12 protein-coding genes are annotated in these 17,274 nt (G+C 68.7%); 8 read left to right on the top strand and 4 right to left on the bottom strand.

The genetic code is table 11. The features are described from left to right. Window positions 1–53 precede the first annotated feature (53 nt). On the top strand, window positions 54–695 hold the full coding sequence (locus tag ACZ7OI_RS13800; RefSeq protein ID WP_470264534.1) for a GntR family transcriptional regulator: 642 nt from the start codon (window positions 54–56) through the stop codon (window positions 693–695). Window positions 696–1,026: 331 nt separating this feature from the next. On the opposite strand, the gene ACZ7OI_RS13795 is transcribed toward ACZ7OI_RS13800, so the two are convergent. The 3 genes from ACZ7OI_RS13795 to sucC are packed head-to-tail and all read right to left on the bottom strand — an operon-like array spanning window position 1,027 to window position 3,989. Then, entirely contained in the window at window positions 1,027–1,881 is an 855-nt protein-coding gene (locus ACZ7OI_RS13795; RefSeq protein WP_470264533.1) for a LysR family transcriptional regulator, read from the bottom strand. Between the two features lie 59 nt (window positions 1,882–1,940). Then, window positions 1,941–2,825, bottom strand: coding sequence for a succinate--CoA ligase subunit alpha (gene sucD / locus ACZ7OI_RS13790; protein ID WP_470264532.1), 885 nt, complete (start codon window positions 2,823–2,825; stop codon window positions 1,941–1,943). Window positions 2,826–2,828: 3 nt separating this feature from the next. Then, window positions 2,829–3,989: an ADP-forming succinate--CoA ligase subunit beta gene (gene sucC, locus ACZ7OI_RS13785; RefSeq protein ID WP_470264531.1), complete on the bottom strand. Its 1,161-nt coding sequence runs from the start codon at window positions 3,987–3,989 to the stop codon at window positions 2,829–2,831. A gap of 915 nt (window positions 3,990–4,904) precedes the next feature. On the opposite strand from sucC, the gene ACZ7OI_RS13780 reads away from it, so the two are divergent. The 4 genes from ACZ7OI_RS13780 to ACZ7OI_RS13765 all read left to right on the top strand — a co-directional run bounded on the left by ACZ7OI_RS13780 (window position 4,905) and on the right by ACZ7OI_RS13765 (window position 11,795). Further along, on the top strand, window positions 4,905–6,851 hold the full coding sequence (locus ACZ7OI_RS13780) for a thiamine pyrophosphate-binding protein (protein WP_470264530.1): 1,947 nt from the start codon (window positions 4,905–4,907) through the stop codon (window positions 6,849–6,851). Between the two features lie 16 nt (window positions 6,852–6,867). Then, entirely contained in the window at window positions 6,868–8,097 is a 1,230-nt protein-coding gene (gene frc, locus ACZ7OI_RS13775; protein ID WP_470264529.1) for a formyl-CoA transferase, read from the top strand. Window positions 8,098–8,099: 2 nt separating this feature from the next. Further along, window positions 8,100–10,238: an acetate--CoA ligase family protein gene (locus ACZ7OI_RS13770; RefSeq protein ID WP_470264528.1), complete on the top strand. Its 2,139-nt coding sequence runs from the start codon at window positions 8,100–8,102 to the stop codon at window positions 10,236–10,238. 162 nt (window positions 10,239–10,400) lie between these two features. Beyond that, window positions 10,401–11,795, top strand: coding sequence for an OFA family MFS transporter (locus ACZ7OI_RS13765; RefSeq protein WP_470264527.1), 1,395 nt, complete (start codon window positions 10,401–10,403; stop codon window positions 11,793–11,795). Between the two features lie 67 nt (window positions 11,796–11,862). Here ACZ7OI_RS13765 and ACZ7OI_RS13760 read toward each other — a convergent pair whose 3' ends face one another. Then, window positions 11,863–12,597 carry a GntR family transcriptional regulator gene (locus ACZ7OI_RS13760; RefSeq protein ID WP_354734774.1) on the bottom strand — a complete coding sequence of 245 codons (735 nt, stop codon included), beginning with the start codon at window positions 12,595–12,597 and terminating at the stop codon, window positions 11,863–11,865. A gap of 681 nt (window positions 12,598–13,278) precedes the next feature. Between ACZ7OI_RS13760 and ACZ7OI_RS13755 the strand changes: the two genes are divergently transcribed. From ACZ7OI_RS13755 to ACZ7OI_RS13745, 3 genes are all read left to right on the top strand, one after another. Then, window positions 13,279–14,286, top strand: a complete 1,008-nt coding sequence (locus ACZ7OI_RS13755) for a pyridoxamine 5'-phosphate oxidase family protein (protein WP_470264526.1) — start codon at window positions 13,279–13,281, stop codon at window positions 14,284–14,286. A 270-nt stretch (window positions 14,287–14,556) separates the two neighbouring features. After that, the gene (locus ACZ7OI_RS13750) at window positions 14,557–15,744 is read left to right on the top strand and encodes a cupin domain-containing protein (RefSeq protein WP_470264525.1); all 1,188 of its coding nucleotides are present in this window, start codon (window positions 14,557–14,559) and stop codon (window positions 15,742–15,744) included. Between the two features lie 190 nt (window positions 15,745–15,934). Then, the gene (locus ACZ7OI_RS13745; RefSeq protein WP_470264524.1) at window positions 15,935–16,882 is read left to right on the top strand and encodes a sucrase ferredoxin; all 948 of its coding nucleotides are present in this window, start codon (window positions 15,935–15,937) and stop codon (window positions 16,880–16,882) included. The last annotated feature ends 392 nt before the right edge of the window (window positions 16,883–17,274 follow it).

The raw sequence follows: 17,274 nt of genomic DNA, 5'->3' as shown, positions 1-17,274 counted from the left end.
TGCGGGACGTAAGCGGGCGAAGTCAAGCCCTCGGAGAGCGGAGGAGTGTCCCCGTGACGCAGCTGCAGCGCACGAACCTGCGCGAACAAGTGCTCGAAGTCGTGCGGCAGGCGATGGTGTCCGGCGATCTGCGTCCCGGCGACATCTATTCGGCAGCCGCGCTCGCGACGCGCCTGGGCGTGTCGAGCAGCCCGGTGCGCGAGGCGTTGCTGACGCTGGTCAACCAGGGCCTCCTGGAACCGGTCCGCAACCGCGGCTACCGGGTCGTCGCGATGACCGAACGCGACCTGGACGAAATCTACGAGATGCGGCTGCTGCTGGAAGTCCCGGCAACGCTGTCCGCCGCGGCGGCCGCCGGCCCCGACGACCTCGCGCGACTGGACAGCCTGGCCGCCGAGATCGAGGCCGCGGCCGGCGACGGCGATGTCGCCCGCTTCCTGGAGGCAGACCGCCGTTTCCATCTGGACCTGCTGTCCCTGGCGGGGAACGGGCGGCTGACGGACGCCATCGCCAACCTGCGCGACCAGACGCGGCTGTACGGCTTGGAAAAACTCGCCGAGCACGGCCGGCTGGCGGATTCGGCGCGAGAGCACCGGGAGATGCTGGCGACGGTGGAGGCTCGGGATTGGGGCCGGTTGGAGGAGCAGGTCCGGGCGCATCTGAAGCACATCCGGGCGGATTGGGCTTCGGGCTGAGTCGGGTTTGGTGTGGCGTCGGGGTTCTGTCGGGGCGATCGGGTGCGGTTGGGTTGCGCGAGTGTTGTTCCGCGGGGCTGCTGGGGCGAATCGCTGGGGGCTGGGCTGAGCGGTGCGCAGGAGCAACTTCCAGGCGCGGTCCGGTGTTTGCAGGCGAAGCGGAGTTTGCCGGGTCAGATGCCGCAGCCCGGCCAGTCACAGGTGCCCGGGTGCGCAGCGATGATGGTCCGTAAAGGCAGCCGTGGGCAACCGGCATCTGGCCAGATGCCGCACCGTCGCCATTGCTGAAGGCGGATCGCCCAGCCGGGTCATCGTGGTATTCGGTGTCGGGTCAGGCCAAATGCCTCAACACCGCCGCCACCGCCGGGCGCGGGTCTCCGGCATGCGTAGCTGTGATGTTCCATGCCGGGCCGCCGCGAGCGAACCGGCGGCCGGTCAGGTCGGGGAACTGTGCGGCGACCGACACCGGCAGCACGCAGCCGCCGAGATCGTGCCGCACCAGTTCGGCCGCAGCGGGCGCGTCGGTGACCTCGTGCACGACGGTCCGCCGCACGCGCGCCGACTGGAACGTCCGGTCAGTGGCCTCCCGGATCGCCCAGCCCGGCGCGAAATCCACCACCGCGGTACTGGCCGCTTCGGCTGCCGACACCGGCCGATCCGCGGCTCCGTCGCCCGCCGCGGTGACCAGCACCATCTCCTCCCTCCGGACCTGACGGCTCACCAGCCCCTCGCCCGGGGCGCAGCCGGCGACCGCGACCACTATGTCCACAGTGGAAGTCACGACCGCCTCGCGCAGCTGATGCGGCGGCGCGGTCCGCACCAGCACTCGCACTCCGGGATGGTCCCGGCGCAACGCGCTCAGCGCCCGATGCGGTTCCGGCCACGCCCCGGGCATGACCCCGATCCGGACCTCCCCGGTGACCTGCCAGCGCGCCCGGTCGACCGTCGCCCGAGCCTGGCTCGCTGCCTCCAGCGCGGTTCGCGCTGCGGGGAGAAACGCTTTGCCCGCAGGCGTAAGCGCGACCCGGTGAGTGGTGCGTTCGAACAGCTCGGTACCGAGATCGCGTTCGAGCGCACGGACCACAGTGGACACAGTCGACTGCACCGTGTGCAGCCGCCGCGCGGCCGCCGTGAACCCGCCCTCCTCGGCCACTGCCACGACGGTTTCCAGCTGCCGCAGGTCCATCGGTCCTCCTGGATTCGAACCACTCCGGTCGTAGTACTACGCCTGCGCCGCCGTCGATGTCAGCTCGTTTCGGCAAGCACCTCGCGAACCAGCCGCGCCGTCTCGCTCGGCGTGCGCCCGACCCGGATCCCCGCCGCTTCGAGCGCTGCCTTCTTCGCCCCGGCGGTACCGGACGACCCGGACACGATCGCTCCCGCGTGCCCCATGGTTTTGCCTTCCGGCGCGGTGAATCCAGCGACGTAGCCGACGACCGGCTTCCGCACGTTCTCTCGCACGTAAGCCGCCGCGCGTTCTTCCGCGTCGCCGCCGATTTCGCCGATCAGCACGATCACGTCGGTGTCCGGATCCTTCTCGAACGCCTCGACCGCGTCGATGTGCGTGGTGCCGATGACCGGGTCGCCGCCGATGCCGATGCAGCTGGAAAAGCCGATGTCGCGGAGTTCGTGCATGAGCTGATAGGTGAGCGTCCCGGATTTCGACACGAGCCCGATCCGTCCGGGACCGGTGATGCCGGACGGAATGATCCCCGCGTTCGACAGCCCGGGGGAGATCAGGCCAGGACAGTTCGGCCCGACGATCCGGGTGCGGCTGTCGCGCGCGTGCGCCCAGAACGCGGCGGAATCGTGCACCGGCACGCCCTCGGTGATCACCACCGCGAGACCGATGCCGGCGTCGATCGCCTCAACCACCGCGTCCTTCACGAACGGCGGCGGCACGAACAAGACCACTACGTCCGCACCGGTCTCCGCCATCGCCTCGGCGACGCCGCCGAACACCGGAAGTTCATGCCCGTCAAGGAAAACGGTCTGCCCGGCCTTGCGCGGATTCACTCCGCCCACGACGTTCGTGCCCGCGGCCAGCATCCGCCGGGTGTGCTTGGCACCCTCCGAGCCGGTGATGCCGGAAACGATGACCCGGCTGGTTTCGTCCAGGAAGATCGCCATCGGTCAGCCCTCCGTCACGGTAGCGAGCTTGGCCGCTTCGCGTGCGGCGTCGTCCATCGTGGCGACCACCGTCACCAGCGGATGCGCTGCCTCGGCGAGAATCCGCCTGCCCTCGGTGACGTTGTTCCCGTCGAGCCGGACTACCAACGGTTTCGTCGCGCGCTCGCCCAGCAGCGCCAACGCTTTCACGATGCCGTCCGCCACCGCGTCGCACGCCGTGATCCCGCCGAAGACGTTCACGAACACGCTGCGCACCGCCGGATCCCCGAGAATCACCCCGAGCCCGGCAGACATCACTTCCGCGGACGCCCCACCGCCGATGTCGAGGAAATTCGCCGGTCCGACCGCCCCCGCCTCCCGCGCCGCGGCAGCCACTACATCCAGAGTGGACATCACGAGACCCGCGCCGTTGCCGATCACGCCGATGTCGCCGTCGAGCTTGACGTAATTGAGTCCCTGCTCGGCGGCCTGCTGTTCAAGCGGATCCCCGAGTTCCGAGTCCGCGAACACCTGATGCCCGGGATGCCGGAACGAGGCGTTGGCGTCAAGCGTGACCTTCCCGTCGAGCGCGACGATCTCCCCGCCGCGCGTACGGGCGAGCGGATTCACCTCGACGAGCGTGGCGTCCTCCGACGTGAACACGTCCCACAGCCGAACCAGGACGCTCGCCGCCTCGACCGGAAGCTGCGCCGCCGCGGTGATCCTGCGCGCCTTCACCAGATCAACGCCGACGCGCAGGTCGATCGGCACCTTGACCAGCGCCTCAGGCCGAGTCGCGGCGACTTCCTCGATGTCCATGCCGCCGGCCGCAGACGCCATCGCGAGAAAGGTCCGGTCGGCGCGGTCGAGGAGGTAGGAGACGTAGTACTCGTCGGCGATCTCGCTCGCCTCGGTCACGAGAACGCGATGCACTCGGTGGCCCTTGATGTCCATGCCGAGGATCTCGCGGGCGATCTGCTCGGCGTCGTCGGGCCGGGCCGCGAGTTTCACCCCGCCCGCCTTGCCCCGGCCGCCAGTCTTGACCTGCGCCTTGACGACCACCGGCCCGCCGAGGTCGACGGCCGCCGCCCGCGCTTCCTCGGGCGTGGCGGCGACCTGGCCGCGGGGGACTGGCACGCCGTGCGCGGCGAAGAGGTCGCGCGCTTGGTGCTCCAAGAGGTCCATCGGGATTCCTTCCTTGCGGGGGAGCCGGGGTTGGCGAAGTGGTGGGTTTGCGCGTCGGTCGCGGGTGCTTCTCGGTCGGCCAGTTCAGTGGAGGCGTCTTGGCGAGGCTGGGGGCGGATGCGGGTGGACGGTGGAGCTGGGGTTGTGGCGGGCGGTGAGTTGACGGTCTGGGTTGAGGTCGTCGCGGGTGTGAGTTGACCGCTCGGGTTGAGGTTGTGGCCCGGCCGGTCGCCTGGGCGGGCGTGGCGGCAGTTCCCGGCTGGGCGGGTTGCCCGGGGCGGCCAGGCCGGTCTCGGCCCGGTCGGACCTCCGCGGTCCAGCCGGGTCAGCCAGGTGCGGACTCCGGGCAGGCCTGGCATCTGCCCGGATGAGGCGGATTCCCTTCGACGCGCCCGACCCGCGCCGTTTGGTGCGAACGCGCTCCGGACCCGTCGACGAGCCTGTCGCCACGTTCGGCAGGACAGATCGATCTGACGAGCCGGACTGCCGCCATGCCCAGGAGGACAGACCAGCCTGGCGAGCCGGTCTGCCGCCCACGTTCAGCACGACAGAGCGGCCTGACGAGCCGAACCGCCGCCACATCGAGCGGCACGAACCGATCCGACGAACCGATCCGTCCAACCCGACCTGCCGCCGCCTTCGAATCAACCCGACCAATCAGTCCGCGAACCTCCCGCCGGGACCTGTGGCGAAGCGACCCGCAAGCCAACCGGACAAACCTGCGGATGCCCCTGGACAGCGGGCGGCTCGAAGAGTAAGTCTAATGCCTACCTCATACGGTATGCAATCTACAGTCTTCCGGCGACGAGTCGCTGACCTGCGGCGACAGATCCGGCGGGCCGCGGAGAGGGCACGAGCAGACCGGGACGGGCGCGCGGATCAGAGAGGTCCGGCGCGGGACAGGAGGAGTTGCGCATGTCGCCAACCACGACCGGCCGGCAAGCAGGCCAGCACACCGGCGAGAACCCCAGCAGGCGGAGCCATGAGCCTGGCGAGAACGGCCAGAACGGCAGCGCGAACGCGAGTGAGAACACCGCCGGGCAAACCGAGGTCAACGCCAGCGCGCAGACCAGCGAGAAGGCAGGCGCGCGGACCAGTGAGAAGGCCAGCGAGAAGACCGGCGCGCAGACCAGCGAGAAAGCCGGAGAGAAAGCCAGCCAGCCCAAGGCCACCACCAACGGCGACCGCGAGGCAGCAGCCACGATCTCCGGCGGGCACCTGGTCGCGAAAGCCCTGAAAGCCGAAGGCGTCGACACCATCTTCACCCTCTGCGGCGGCCACATCATCGACATCTACGACGGCTGCGTGGACGAGGGCATCAGCGTCATCGACGTCCGGCACGAGCAGGTTGCGGCGCACGCGGCCGACGGGTACGCGCGGATCACCGGGCGCCCCGGCTGTGCGGTCGTCACGGCGGGCCCGGGGACGACCGACGCGGTCACGGGTGTCGCGAACGCATTGCGCGCGGAGAGCCCGATGCTGCTGATCGGCGGCCAAGGTGCGTTGAGCCAGCACAAAATGGGCTCGCTGCAGGACCTGCCGCACGTGGACATGATGGCCCCGATCACCAAGTTCGCCGCCACTGTCCCGCACACCTCGCGCGCCGCCGACCTGGTGTCGATGGCGTTCCGGGAGGCCTTCGCGGGCGCACCCGGTCCGTCCTTTTTGGAGATTCCGCGCGACGTTCTCGACGCGCGGGTGCCGTTGGAGAACGCTCGCATCCCGGAGTCCGGCCGTTATCGCGCCTCCACCCGGAACGCGGGCGATCCAGCCGACGTCGAAAAGCTCGCTGATCTGTTGGTACACGCCAGGAAACCAGCGATTCTGCTCGGGAGCCAGGTCTGGACGACTCGCGCCACCGAGCCCGCGACGGATCTCGTGCGCACCTTGAACATCCCGGCGTACATGAACGGGGCCGGTCGGGGAACGCTGCCGCCGGGCGATCCGCACCACTTCCAGCTTTCTCGTCGATACGCGTTCGACAACGCCGATGTGATCGTCATCGTCGGCACCCCGTTCGACTTCCGGATGGGTTACGGCAAAAGGCTTTCCCCTGACGCGAAGGTGGTGCAGATCGACCTCGACTACCGTACGGTCGGCAAGAATCGCGACATCGATCTCGGCATTGTCGGAGACGCGGGACAAATCCTCGCCGCGGTCGCGGATGCTGCGTCTGGCCGCGTGGACAACGGGGCGGTCGGGCGCAAGCCGTGGCTGGAAGAGCTGCGCGCGGTCGAGGAGAAAGCCAAGCAGAAGCGGTTGCCGCAGCAGCATTCCGACGCGAATCCGATCCACCCGTACCGGTTGGTGCACGAGATCAACGAATTCCTGACCGAGGACTCGATCTACATCGGCGACGGCGGTGACATCGTCACGTTCTCCGGCCAGGTCGTGCAGCCGAAGGCGCCCGGGCACTGGATGGATCCCGGTCCGCTGGGGACGCTCGGGGTCGGTATTCCGTTCGTGATGGCCGCGAAGCACGCGCGTCCGGATCAGGAAGTCGTGGCGCTTTTCGGAGACGGCGCGTTTTCCCTCACCGGCTGGGATTTCGAGACGCTGGTGCGGTTCGATCTGCCGTTCGTCGGGATCGTCGGGAACAACTCGTCGATGAACCAGATCCGCTACGGCCAGGCGCAGAAATACGGCCTCGCGCGCGAACGCATCGGCAACACCCTCGGCGACGTTCCCTACGACCAGTTCGCCCGGATGCTCGGCGGCTACGGCGAGGAGGTCCGCGACCCGGCGGACATCGCCCCGGCGCTGCGCCGCGCGCGGGAATCCGGCAAGCCGTCGCTGATCAACGTCTGGGTCGACCCGGACGCCTACGCCCCCGGAACCATGAACCAGACGATGTACAAGTAGTCGGGAGGAGCCGAAGATGGGAAAGGCACTGGAGGGCGTCCGCGTCCTCGACATGACTCACGTCCAATCAGGACCGTCGTCGACCCAGATCCTCGCCTGGCTCGGCGCGGACGTGGTGAAGCTCGAAACCCCCGGGCGCGGCGACATCACCCGGGGCCAGCTGCGCGATCTGCCCGGAGTGGACAGCCTGTACTTCACGATGCTGAACGCGAACAAGCGCAGCATCACGCTGAACATGAAAAGCGAGCAAGGAAAGGAAGTCTTCACGAAGCTGGTGTCCTCAGTGGACGTTCTGGTGGAGAACTTCGGGCCCGGCGTGGTGGACCGCTTCGGCTTCTCTTGGGAGAGGCTGCACGAAATCAACGAGCGGCTGATCTATGCGTCGATCAAGGGGTTCGGGCCTGGCAGGTACGCGAATTTCAAGGCCTACGAGGTGATCGCGCAGGCGATGGGCGGCTCGATGAGCACGACCGGCTTCGAGCAGGGGCCGCCGACCGCCACCGGTGCGCAGATCGGCGATTCGGGGACTGGCATCCATCTGGTCGCGGCGATTCTCGCGGCGTTGTACCAGCGCACGAGCACGGGGCGCGGACAGCGGGTGCAGGTGGCGATGCAGGACGCGGTGCTCAACCTGTGCCGGGTCAAGCTGCGCGACCAGCAGCGGCTGGCGCACGGTGCGCTGGGGGAGTACCCCAACGAGCGGTTCGGCGACGAGGTGCCGCGTTCGGGCAACGCGTCCGGCGGCGGCCAGCCGGGCTGGGCGGTGCGCTGCGCGCCGGGCGGGCCCAACGACTACATCTACGTCATCGTCCAGCCGGTCGGCTGGGCTCCGCTGACCGAGCTGATCGGACGGCCGGAGCTCGCCGAGGATCCGGACTGGGCGACGCCCGAGGCACGGCTGTCCAAACTGGACAAGGTGTTCGCGATGGTCGAGGAATGGACCGAGCAGCGCACCAAATGGGAGGTCATGGAGTTGCTCAACGCCCGCAGCATCCCTTGTGGACCGATTCTGTCCACTAAGGAGCTGATCGAGGACGAGACGCTGGCCGAGCTGGGATCGGTGGTCGAGGTGCCGCATCCGGAGCGCGGCGCGTTCAAGACTGTCGGCTGCCCGTTGAAGCTGTCGGATTCGCCGGTGGACGTCGAGCGCTCTCCGTTGCTGGGCGAACACAACGACGAAGTGCTCGGCGAACTCGGCTACAGCACGGCGGATGTCGAGCAACTGCGGACGGCGGGCGTGATCTGAGGATGACCAGCGAAATTGACCGCGCGGCGGTCGAGGAGATCCTGGCCCGAGCAGCCGGAGAAGGCCGTTTAGCGCTGACCGCGCCGGAAGGACGCGCGATCTGCGAGGCGTACGGCATTCCGACGCCACGGGAACGGCTTGCCACGTCCGCGGAGGAAGCGGTGGCCCAGGCGACGGAAATCGGCCTGCCAGCAGTGCTGAAGATCGTGTCGCCGGACATCCTGCACAAAACCGAGGCTGGCGGCGTACTCGTCGGCCTCCGCGACGAGCAGGAAGTCGCGGACGGTTACGCCACCATTCTGGCTAATGCCAAGGCTTACGACGCGTCGGCGCGCATCACCGGCGTCCAGGTGCAGCAGATGCTGACCAGCGGACAGGAGGTGATCATCGGCGCGGTCACCGATCCGAGCTTCGGCAAGATTGTCGCGTTTGGACTCGGCGGAGTCCTGGTCGAGGTGCTGAAGGACGTCACCTTCCGCCTGGCGCCCACCAGTACCGACGAAGCACTGTCCATGGTGGACGGTATTGCCGCCGCTGAAATCCTCAATGGAGTGCGCGGCGGCGAAGCGGTGGACAAGACAGCGCTGGCAGACGTCATGCGACGGCTGTCGCAGCTGGTCACCGACTTCCCGCAGCTGGCCGAGGTCGACCTCAACCCGGTGCTCGCCACCGGCGACGGGGCGACCGCGGTGGACGTGCGGATTATCGTCGATCCGGCGGCGGCCGCGGAACCGGTGCGGTTCGGCCAGGACGAGATCCTGACCGCGATGAACCGGATCATGAAGCCGGCCGCGGTCGCGGTGATCGGCGCGTCCGCCGAGGACGGCAAGATCGGCAATTCGGTGATGAAGAATCTCGTCAACGGCGGCTACGCGGGCGAGATCTATCCGATCAATCCGAAGGCCGCGGAAATCCTCGACCGCAAGGCGTATCCGAGCATCGCGGACGTGCCCGGCGACGTGGATGTCGCGGTCTTCGCCATCCCGGCCAAGTTCGTGCCGGCGGCGCTGGAAGAGGTGGGCGCGAAGGGCGCGGCCGGGGCGATCTTGATCCCGTCGGGCTTCGGCGAGACGGGAAACATCGAGCTGCAGAAAGAAGTTCTGGCCATCGCGCGCAAGCACGGCGTGCGGATTCTCGGTCCGAACATCTACGGCTACTACTACACGCCGGAGAACCTGTCGGCGACGTTCTGCACCCCGTATGACGTCAAAGGCGGCGTCGCGCTGTCGTCGCAGAGCGGCGGGATCGGGATGGCGATCCTGGGCTTCAGCCGGTCGGCGGGGATGGGCGTGTCGGCGATTGTCGGCGTCGGAAACAAGGCAGACATAGACGAAGACGATCTTCTCACGTTCTTCGAGCACGACGACAACACCGAACTCGTCGCCATGCATCTGGAAGATCTCAAGGACGGTCGCGCGTTCGCCGAGACTGCGAAACGGGTTTCGGCAAAGAAGCCGGTGGTAGTGCTGAAAGCTGGGCGCACGTCGGAAGGCGCGAAAGCAGCTGGGTCGCACACGGGTGCGCTTGCCGGAAATGACCGGGTCTACGACGACATCTTGCGCCAGAGCGGTGTCATTCGCGCACCCGGGCTGAATGACCTGCTCGAATACGCGCGAGGCGTGCCGAAACTGCCCACGCCGAAGGGCGAAAACGTCGTGATCATTACCGGCGCGGGCGGTTCCGGGGTGCTGCTTTCAGACGCCTGTGTGGACAACGGGCTCACGCTGATGCGGATCCCGGACGACCTCGATGCCGCGTTCCGCGAATACATCCCGCCGTTCGGCGCGGCGGGCAACCCGGTCGACATCACCGGCGGCGAACCGCCCTCGACCTATCGGAACACCATCGCGCTCGGCCTTTCCGACGATCGTATTCACTCGTTGGTTCTCGGTTACTGGCACACGATCGTCACGCCGCCGATGGTGTTCGCGGAGCTGGTAGCGGACGTCGTGGAGGAGTTCCGGCGGAAAGGAATCCACAAGCCGGTGGTGGCCTCGCTGTCCGGGGACGTCGAGGTCGAGCAGGCCAGCGAGCACCTGTACGCACACGGTGTCGTCGCTTATCCGTACACGACCGAAAAGCCGGTCGCGGTGCTCGGCGCGAAGTACCGCTGGGCGCGTTCGGCGGGACTGCTGCCTTGATCAAGTCCGGAGGGAGGCGTACGTTGCCCGACACCTAACCGCTGGTCAGCGGAGTGCGGCGAGGAAGGGACGCCGGGGCGCGCGGTCGCGTCCCGGCTCGGGGGAAGAACGGAGACAGCCCGGCACGGGAACCGAAGTCAACGGTGACGAAAGAGAATTCTCATGACCGCAGCCCAACCGACATACCAGGAGATCGTCGACGAAAACGGGCGGACGTACCGGATCGGGGAGAGCCCCCGGGACCTGATGGGCCGGTCCCGCAGCTGGATGGTCTGGCTGCCGTGGGTGGCCATGATGGCGGTGAGCGTGTTCGAATACGGCTGGGGAGCCGTCGAGGGAACGCTCGAAGAGAAATACGGCTGGTCGTTGTCGGACGCGTTCTGGCTGGCCAGTATCTGGGCCGTGTTCCAGGCCGGGGTCGCTTTCCCGGCCGGGCGGCTGCGGGAGAAGAACATCGTGTCGGCGAAGACGGCGATGCTGGCCGGGGCGGTGTGTTCCGGGATCGGCTACTTCTCCATCGCGCACAGCGGAAATCTGGCGGTGGCGTTCGTCGGGTATTCGGTGCTGGGCGGAATCGGCGCCGGGCTGGTGTACGCGACGTGCATCAACATGGTCGGAAAATGGTATCCGGAGAAACGCGGCGCCCGCACCGGGTTCGTGAACGGCGGGTTCGCCTACGGTTCGGTGCCGTTCATTTACCTGTTCAGCGCTTTCCTGGGGCATGAGAACGTGACGATCACGCTCGACGCGATCGGCCTGTACATGCTCGTGGCGGTCGGGCTGTGCGGTTTCGTGTTCAAAGACCCGCCGAAGAACTGGTGGCCCGCCGAGGTCGACCCGATCGCCTGGGTGAAGGGCAGCGCGGCGGGAAAGGCGAAGAGCCTGGCGAAGAATCCGCCCGCCGTGCGCCAGTTCACGCCGATGGAGGCGATCCGCACCGGCATGCTTCCGCTGATGTGGGTCACCCTCGTGGTGATCGGCGGGGTTTCGCTGTTCGGGATCAATTTCCAGGTCGATTTCGCCAAGGAAAGCCAGTTCGGCGCGTTCGTAGCGGCCTCCTCGGCGGGAATTCTGGCGATCGTGAACGGGGTCGGCCGCGGAATCGTCGGGTGGGCGTCCGACCGGATCGGGCGCAAAGCGACGTTGTTCTGGGTGCTGGTGATCGCGGCGCTCGCGCAATTCGGCGTGCTGTGGTCGGGAAAGACGCACAGTTTGTTCTGGTTCATGGTGTTCGCGGTGCTGACCGGTTTCGGCAGCGGCGCGTTCTACCCGCTGTTCGCTGCGCTGGTACCGGATTACTTCGGTGAAAACCACAACGCGACCAACTACGGCATCGTCTACAGCGCGAAACTGGTCGGCGGCGTCGGAGGCGGTGGCCTTGCGGCCGGGGTGATCGCCGCGTGGGGCTACACCGGTGCGTATGTGCTGGCCGGGTGTATCGCGTTGCTGTCCGCGGTGATGACGTTGTTCTTGCGCCAACCCGGGCGTTCCGGGCGTGGCACAACGGAAAAGGCGGGCAAGCAGATCGCCCGCACAGCTCCGGCGGCCGGCAGCTGAGTTCCCCGCGGGTCCGGGAGCGACGGGACGGCTGGCATCCGCCCCGTCGCTCCCGGACCGCTTTGCTCTACTCCGACGCACCGGGCCGTTCGTGGAACGCCCGGCGCGTGCGTTCGGTGTGCTGCGCCATGATTTTCTCGGCCTTGTCGACGTTGTGCGCGGCGATCGCCTCGATCAGCGCGGCGTGCTCCTGCCACGCGTCGCGCCCGCGGGGCCGCGCGATCGGCGTGTAGTACCAGCGCACGCGGCGGTCGACCAGGCCGATCAGCTCGGACAGGACCGCGTTGCCGGTCAGTTCGGTGATGTAGGAATGCAGGTCGGCGTTCGCCGCGACGAGCCGTTCGCTGTCGTCCGCGGCGAGGGCTTTCATGCCGACATCCTGCAGTTCCCACAGGCGCTTGATGTCCTCGTCGGTCGCACAAGCGGCGGCCAGCCGCGCGGAATGGGTCTCCAGGACCGCCCGGACGCCGAGCAGCTGGTCGGCTTCTTCGTCGGTGGGCAGGTGCACGAACGCGCCTTGCGCCGGCCGGAGATCGACCCAGCCTTCGCTCTGCAGCCGTTGCAGCGCCTCGCGGACCGGCTGGCGGCTGACGCCCAGGTACTCGGCGAGATCGGCCTCGACGAGATGCTGCCCGGGTTCGAGCGTGCGGTTGATGATCAGCTCGGCGAGCGCGTCGTACACGACCTGCCGCAACGGCGCGGGCCGCTCCACCCGGTTGCCGCTCTTGCCGGCAAGCGACCCCTTCGCCGTCCGGCGGCCGGTAGGCCCGCGTTCGGGCAGGGGAGAAACGGATTCGGTCACGGTGCACCTCGGGTGGGATCTGCGGCGGGATTCGAGGAACTCAGTTTTCAGGATACAGGTTTTGGTATGCAAAATCCCGGGATTCCGGATCGAGTGTGCGATGTTCCGCCGGAAGTGGGCGGGTGGTGAGCTGGACGGCGGTGGGCGGGTGGTCGGCTGGACGGCGGTGGGCGGGTGGACGGCGATGGGCGGGTGGGTCGGCTGGAAGTGGATGGATGGGTGGTGAGGGGCTGCGCGGGCGGGAGGACCGGATGCTGGTGGGGGACGGGCCTGGCGAGAGACGGGCCCAGCGGGGGACGGGTCTCGTGGGGAACGGGTTTCGTGAGGGACGGGCCCGGTAAAGGACGGGCCTGGCAGAGGGCGGGCCTGGCGGGGGACGGCTGGGCCTCGTGGCGGTGAGCGAGTTCGACGCCCGCGGTATCGCTCTCTATGCGGCGGAGAGAGCAGCACCGGTCGCCAGTGACCGGCGGTTGAGCGAAGCCTGCCCCGCTCGGGTGCCGCATGCCCCTGGCGCTGAGGCGAACTCACCGTCAGCCTGCAGGCGACGTGCTCGGCGGCGGAGCGAACCCAGCTCCGTCCGATGTCGCCCGCGTCCGGCAAGAGAGTTGCCGAGCCTCGCGCGCGAGGCCCGTGAACTCGACGCCCAAAGTCGCCGCCAGTGAATTAGGCTAACCTAACTCCATGGGGATCATCCGTGCGGTGCCGGACCTGGAACGCGTCGTGGGCGAACGGCCGCTGCCGGTCATGATGAAGTCGATCGACCGCCTCGACCCGCATTGCCGCACGCTGCTCCGCCACAGTCCCGCCGGCGTGCTCGGTTATGTCGATGCCGGGGGCCGGCAGCGGGCCGAAATGGTCGGAGGGGCTCCCGGGTTCGCGGAGGCGGAGACCGAGTCGCGGCTGAAACTCGAGGTTCCGGATGGGGCCGCACCGGGCGCCGGCGCCGCGCTGCTCGTGCTCATCCCGGGATGGCGCGAGACCTTGCGCATCAACGGAACCATCGCCGAAGACGGTCTCCTCGTCGAGGAAGCGTTCCTGCATTGCGGCAAAGCGGTGATCCGCTCGAACCTGTGGGGTCCAGCCGCGGCGCAGGACGCCGACGTCGTCGAGGAGGGCTCGGGCATCGGGCCCGCGGCGGCTGCTTTCCTTGCTGCCTCGCCTTTCGCGGTGATCACGTCGCGGGACGGCTCCGGACGCGCGGACGCCAGTCCCAAGGGCGATCCTCCCGGCGTGGCCCGGATGATCGGACCGACGACGGTCGTCCTCGCCGATCGGCCGGGCAACCGGCGCACCGACACGTTCCACAATGTCGTCGAGCGCCCCGACGTGGCTGTGGTGGCCGTCGTCCCCGGTGACACCCGCACGGTGGAGATCACCGGAAAGGCGGTCGTCAGCACGGAGTCCGGGCTGCGCGAGTCGATGACCGAGCGCAATCGCACCCCGAAAACTGTGCTGAAGGTGGAAATCGAGACCGTCAGGCTCGCGCGGAACGCCGCGGTGCGCGAAGCCGGGCTGTGGGACGCCGCCCGGCACGTCGATCCTGCCGACCTGCCGCGTTCGTCCACGATCTGGACCGATCACCTCAACCTGAACCAGACCGCGGGCGAGGCCGCGAAGCTGGTGCGCGCGGGGGTGGACGAACGGCAGCTGCGGGCCGGTCTCGAGCAGGATTACCAGCAGAATCTGTGACGGGCCAAGGCTGCCGAGGGTGGTCGCGGGGCCGGTGAAGATTACTCAAATGACCGATGTCCGCCCCGGCGATCTCCCGTAGCGTGAGGCGGGCCCAGTCGTCGACGTTGCGAGGTCCGGATGGCTCAAGAACGCATGACAACCGACACCGACGCGGCCGCCAGCGGCTTGCTGCTGAGCGTGGAACCGCTGACCGCCGCGGTGGACCGCGGCAAGGCCAACGGCGCCGTCGCCGACAACGACGGCAACGACTAGCCGTTGTCCCGCTCCATGACGGAGATTCCCGGACTGGCCGGCCTCGTGGCACCGCTCGAGGCCGGCCAGTTCTTCGCAGAGGTCCTCGGCAAGGCGCCGCGGCGGTTCCCGGGGGAGAAGGGGCGGTTCGCGTCGCTGCTCCCGTGGCCGGAGCTGGACCGGGTGCTGCGCCAGCACCGGCTGGAGTTCCCCCGGCTGCGGCTCGCGCTCGACGGCGACGTCGTCCCCGCCCACACCTACACCGAAATGGTCTCGACCCGGCGCAACGGCCAGGTCCCGCGCGTGCTCTCGGCCCCGTTCGCCGAACACCTGCGCGCCGGCGCGACGTTAGTGCTCGACTCGGTCAACGAGCTGGTCGACGAGGTCGGCGAGCTGGCGGGCAGGCTCGAACACGACTTGCGCGAGCGGATCCAGGTCAACCTGTACGCGGGCTGGGGCACCACGCACGGCTTCGACGTGCACTGGGACGACCATGACGCGTTCATCATCCAGCTTTCCGGCCGCAAGCGGTGGCGGCTGCACGGGGTCAGCCGGCGTTCGCCGCTGCAGCGGGACGTCGAGCTCCCGGAACGTCCGGAGGGCGAGCCGCACGACGACTTCCTGCTGGAGGACGGCGATGTCCTCTACCTGCCGCGCGGGCATTGGCACGACGTGTCCGCCGTCGGCGAGGAGTCGCTGCACCTGACGATCGGGTTCAACGCCGCCACCGGTGTGGACCTCGTGGCGTGGCTGGCCGACCAGGTGCGGTCCGACGAGCTGTTCCGCGAAGACTTGCCCCGATTCGCGGGTCCGGACGCGCGGGCCGAGCGGGCCGAAGCGCTGCGAAGCCGGTTGGCGGAGCTGGCCGCGGGCGACGTGGTCGACCGGTTCCTCGCCGACCGGGACGCCCAGGCTCCGGCTCAGACCCGCGTCGGCCTGCCGTGGGCGGCGACGGCGGAACTGCTGCCGCCGGACGACGACTTCGAGGTCCGGCTGCTCGTCCCGCGTGCCGCGCTGGCGGACGGCGACGGCACGGTGGCCCTGGTCGGAGCAGGAAAGCGGCTGGTCTTCGCGGAGGCCGCACGGCCGGTGCTCGCCGCGTTGCTCGGGTGTGGGCCGCAGCCGTTCAAGGTGCTTGTCGATGCTGCGCCGGGGGTACCCCCGGCGACCGTGCGGGCGTTGTTGAGGGAGCTGGTGGTGCAGGGGCTGGTGGCTCGGGCTTGATTGAGCCGGGGCTTCTCCGGATGTGCCCGGGGGATGGTGGGTGTGCTCGCGGCCCGCAGCGATGGTGCGGCCTGGCAATCCAGACTTGAGCTACCGCCCACTAGGCCCGAACGTTGCCCGATCGTGTGATGTCGTGCGACGGGGACGGTCGGGTCGGAAGGACGCGGCGCGGGGTCAGCTATACTTAGGCATGCCTAAGCCCGACGTGCGGCACTCGGGTCCGGGAATCTGCTTCCCGGGCCGGAATGCTGCGCCCGGATGCGCCGCGCTGACGCGCGAATTCGGTGGCGAGCCCGCCGGGACCGCTGCGCGCATGACGTCTTGGCTGCTGGTCGAGCAGCCGGGTTCGTGGGGTCCGGACGCGCTCGAAGACGTGCTGGCCGCCGTGTTCCCTGCCGAACGTCTCGATGCCGCGCGCGCCGCCGGTCTGCGTCCGCTGCTGATCCGGAAGCCGGGGCGGCACGTGCGGGAACCAGGTGCGCCGCGCGCGGTTTACCTCGCCAGCGGACTGCCCGGGAACCGGTGGACGGAACGGCTCGACGTCGCGGACTTGGACGAACTCGCGCACCTCGACCTCGAAGCGGTCGCCGCCGGACGGCGCGGGCACGGCGAACCGGTGTCCGGTCCGCTCTTTCTCGTGTGCACGCACGGCAGCAAGGACATGTGCTGCGCGGTTTTCGGCCGCCCGCTGGTGGCCAGCTTGGCGCAGAACCATCCGGGGCGGGTGTGGGAGGTCAGCCACGTCGGCGGGGACCGCTGGGCCGGCAACCTCCTGACCGTGCCCGACGGCTACCTCCACGGCAGCCTCGCGGTTCCCGAAGCCGAACTGGTGGCGAAGGAAGCGCTCGGCGGCAACGTCCGGTTCGAGAACCTGCGCGGTCGCACCTCCGCGGAGAGCGCGTGGTCGCAGTTCGCCGAGATCGAGGTCCGCGGCCGCACCGGTTTGCGCGGACTCGACGCGGTGCTGGCCGTGGCGGAGGAATCCCGGGGCGAGGGCCGGAGCGTGCTGGTCGACGCGGGCGGACGGCGGTACGAGGTGGTGGTGCGCCGGGCGGCGCCGACGGTCCCCGGACACAGCCGGTGCACTGCGCGGCTGGTGCTGTCCGGGTTTGTGACGGAGTCGGTGCGCGAGGTCTGACCTTGCTTCTGCTCAGGCCAGGTGGTGGTTGGGCTGTTCGGTGGGCAGGTTCTGGCTCGGGAGTTGCCGTCACGGCATGAGCAGGCCGACCGTCTGCGCGACGACTTTTGCGCAGCTACGTCGTTTCGGGAACCTCGGGCCGCAAGGGCGGGCGCGCCGCACCATCTCGCCGGACTTGGCTGTGGGAGGCATTCCTGTCGGGTGGATAACCGTGCATCACCGCAGTTGTCGCCCCAATCGCCACCCTCGCCATCAGCACGCTCCGCCTACAAGACCCCAGCCGTCACCGCAGCCGCCGCGCCGGTAGCGCCCCCGGTTCGTCATCGCCGCTTTCGATGACCAAAGCCTGGCTCCGCATCCACCGTACGGGATACTGTATGCAATCTAACGTC

The sequence above is a fragment of the Amycolatopsis sp. NPDC114503 genome (assembly GCF_055633655.1).
Note: the sequence above shows the minus strand (reverse complement) of the source record. Positions and strands in the feature narration are given on the sequence as shown.

Bases quoted from the DNA above. Each gene is read 5' to 3' on its own strand.
- ACZ7OI_RS13795 (WP_470264533.1), bottom strand. From the start codon at position 1,881: ATGGACCTGCGGCAGCTGGAAACCGTCGTGGCAGTGGCCGAGGAGGGC.
- sucD (WP_470264532.1), bottom strand. From the start codon at position 2,825: ATGGCGATCTTCCTGGACGAAACCAGCCGGGTCATCGTTTCCGGCATC.
- sucC (WP_470264531.1), bottom strand. From the start codon at position 3,989: ATGGACCTCTTGGAGCACCAAGCGCGCGACCTCTTCGCCGCGCACGGC.
- ACZ7OI_RS13780 (WP_470264530.1), top strand. From the start codon at position 4,905: ATGTCGCCAACCACGACCGGCCGGCAAGCAGGCCAGCACACCGGCGAG.
- frc (WP_470264529.1), top strand. From the start codon at position 6,868: ATGGGAAAGGCACTGGAGGGCGTCCGCGTCCTCGACATGACTCACGTC.
- ACZ7OI_RS13770 (WP_470264528.1), top strand. From the start codon at position 8,100: ATGACCAGCGAAATTGACCGCGCGGCGGTCGAGGAGATCCTGGCCCGA.
- ACZ7OI_RS13765 (WP_470264527.1), top strand. From the start codon at position 10,401: ATGACCGCAGCCCAACCGACATACCAGGAGATCGTCGACGAAAACGGG.
- ACZ7OI_RS13755 (WP_470264526.1), top strand. From the start codon at position 13,279: ATGGGGATCATCCGTGCGGTGCCGGACCTGGAACGCGTCGTGGGCGAA.
- ACZ7OI_RS13750 (WP_470264525.1), top strand. From the start codon at position 14,557: ATGACGGAGATTCCCGGACTGGCCGGCCTCGTGGCACCGCTCGAGGCC.
- ACZ7OI_RS13745 (WP_470264524.1), top strand. From the start codon at position 15,935: ATGCCTAAGCCCGACGTGCGGCACTCGGGTCCGGGAATCTGCTTCCCG.